The sequence below is a fragment of the Chamaesiphon sp. VAR_48_metabat_403 genome (assembly GCF_031422475.1).
Taxonomy (GTDB): Bacteria; Cyanobacteriota; Cyanobacteriia; order Cyanobacteriales; family Chamaesiphonaceae; genus Chamaesiphon.
On record NZ_JANPLS010000095.1, the window covers coordinates 1 to 2,420 of the forward strand.

Genomic DNA, 2,420 nt, shown 5'->3' on the forward strand with positions numbered 1-2,420 from the left:
GCGATAGCCTGCCGTAGGCACACCGAAAGCCTAAAGCCTAATCCCTAAAGCCCAGATCGTAACTGGCATTCATCGCCCAATTACGGGTGCGAATCGTGCGGGGATGGATGAGACAACGAGTAGATAACAGATATTGGAGTGAGTAGTCGCAAGTGTGCCAAACTGCTCGATGCAAGTTCTGGTAGCTCAATGCCCTAAGTGAGTGCAATTCTGGCGTGTCGCCACGTCCAGCTTCGAGGGTATCGGCGAGGAATACGATACAACTCATCGCACCCATTCCGGGTCTGCCTAATGTGTGGTCGGCAATTGCTTGAAGAATTTCGGGATCTGTGACTCCAAATTCTTGTCTGGCAACGATCGCACTGACATCGGCATGTAATAAGTGAGGTGCGGCTATATCCACTTCATCGATCGGCAGTCCTTCGGCTCTTGCTAGTTCTAATAAACGTTGGGGTTTGAAATATTTTGCCAGATCGTGCATTAATCCAGCGCGTGCGGCAACAGCGGCATCTAGCTGATAATGTTCGGCTAGTTCGATCGCCATTCGTTCCACTCCTAGTATATGTTGAATTCGTTTAGGAGGGACGTTATTGTTGAGCCAAGCCAGAATCTGTGCGCGCACGGTCGATATTATCTTAACAGAAGTTTTGTCACTTTTATTTTAGCTGAATTAGCTGAGGAGATGGGAGTTGGGAGGATGCTGAAATTACAAATCTCCCTGCGCCCCACACTTCCCACACCTCCAAGTTTCCCTAGCGGCGAATATACCTGTCGATCTCTGACGTAAGTAGCGATCGATATAATTTAAATTTGAAAGCATTATTTTAGCGATCGATCTATATACTTAGCATTTGTATTTCTGAGCGATCGGCACCATCAATATCCGTGAATAATTTAGTTGACTCAAGTGTTTTGCGACTAAATTAACTGCGATCGCCTAGTACCAAATCTTTTCGATATTGCAACGATTTATTTTCGGATGATATCTTTACTTATAGTTCAAGCGATAAGTCATAAGAAGCTTGGCTTAATGTTTGCTTTTATGCTGGGGATAGCAATAATAGTTAGTTCCTGCCTGCTATCTAGCACTGAAACCAGGCTCCCGGATTACAAGATAAATTATTTTTTCGATCGCATTATCAGCGAACGTAATACCAGATCGGTTTGGTAGCTTGAGACCTTAGATCTACTTTTTTTTGGCGATCGATCCGATCTCTACCCAAAGACAGAGCTAAAAAAAATCTCTGATGCCTAGATTGAAAAAGCGCAGTGATTTTAAGTATTTGGAAACTCGATTTACTTTCCCTCCATCCAAGTAATAAATTGACAACGCAAGCTAATTAGAGAGCCTAGAACAGCAACCTCCAAGATTACCATGAGCGAACAGAATTCAGTTGACGAGCAAAGCAAAAATCAGAGCCTAGAAAACTATCGCACCGCTCCAGGCGAACGACTAACCACCGATGAGGGTGTGCCACTGAGCAGCACCGATAATTCGCTCAAAGCGGGCGGACGGGGGCCAACATTGCTCGAAGATTTTCACTTCCAACAAAAATTATCGGCATTCGATCGTGAGCGCATCCCCGAACGGGTAGTCCACGCGCGGGGCGCGGGCGCACACGGGTATTTTCAGCCCTATGAAGCGATGTCCGAATTTACCAAGGCGAAGTTCTTAGGAAACCCAGCGACCAAAACGCCTGTATTTGTCCGGTTTTCGACTGTTGGCGGTTCGCGCGGCTCGGCAGATAGCGTCCGCGATGTGCGGGGCTTTTCGGTGAAGTTTTACACTGAGGATGGCAACTATGACATCGTGGGGAACAACATTCCGGTGTTCTTTATTCAGGATGCGATTAAGTTTCCCGATCTCGTCCATTCCATCAAGCCCGAACCCAATAATGAAATCCCGCAGGCTTCCACCGCGCATCCGAATTTCTGGGACTTTATTTCGCTCGTGCCCGAATCGATGCACATGATTATGTGGACATTATCAGATCGAACGGTGCCCCGTAACTTTAGCACCATGCAGGGTTTTGGGGTTCACACCTTCCGGTGGGTCAATGCTGAGGGTAAATCTGTGTTTGTCAAATATCACTGGAAACCGATGGCAGGTGCCCACTCCAACGTATTTGATGAAGCCCAAAAGATCGCGGGCAAAGATCCCGATTTCCATCGCCGGACATTGTGGAACTCGATCGAAATGGGTAACTATCCAGAGTACGAGCTAGGCGTACAGATCGTTGAAGAAGAAGACGAACTGAAATTTGGCTTCGATATTTTGGACTCTACCAAATTGATTCCCGAAGAACTCGTACCAGTCCGCCCGATCGGTAAAATGGTACTCAATCGCAATCCTGACAACTTCTTTGCCGAAACCGAGCAAGTTGCGTTCCAACCATCAAATGTGGTGCCAGGAATTGACT

Annotated in this window: 2 protein-coding genes; one reads left to right on the forward strand and one right to left on the reverse strand. The window is 46.8% G+C overall.

The window, feature by feature from the left end; all coding sequences use genetic code 11:
- Window positions 1–37: 37 nt before the first annotated feature.
- Window positions 38–622: a bis(5'-nucleosyl)-tetraphosphatase (symmetrical) YqeK gene (yqeK, locus tag RMO79_RS04940; protein WP_310481945.1), complete on the reverse strand. Its 585-nt coding sequence runs from the start codon at window positions 620–622 to the stop codon at window positions 38–40.
- Window positions 623–1,375: 753 nt separating this feature from the next.
- Between yqeK and RMO79_RS04945 the strand changes: the two genes are divergently transcribed.
- Window positions 1,376–2,420, forward strand: a 1,045-nt coding sequence (locus RMO79_RS04945; RefSeq protein WP_310481946.1) for a catalase, incomplete at its 3' end; no start/stop codon positions are given.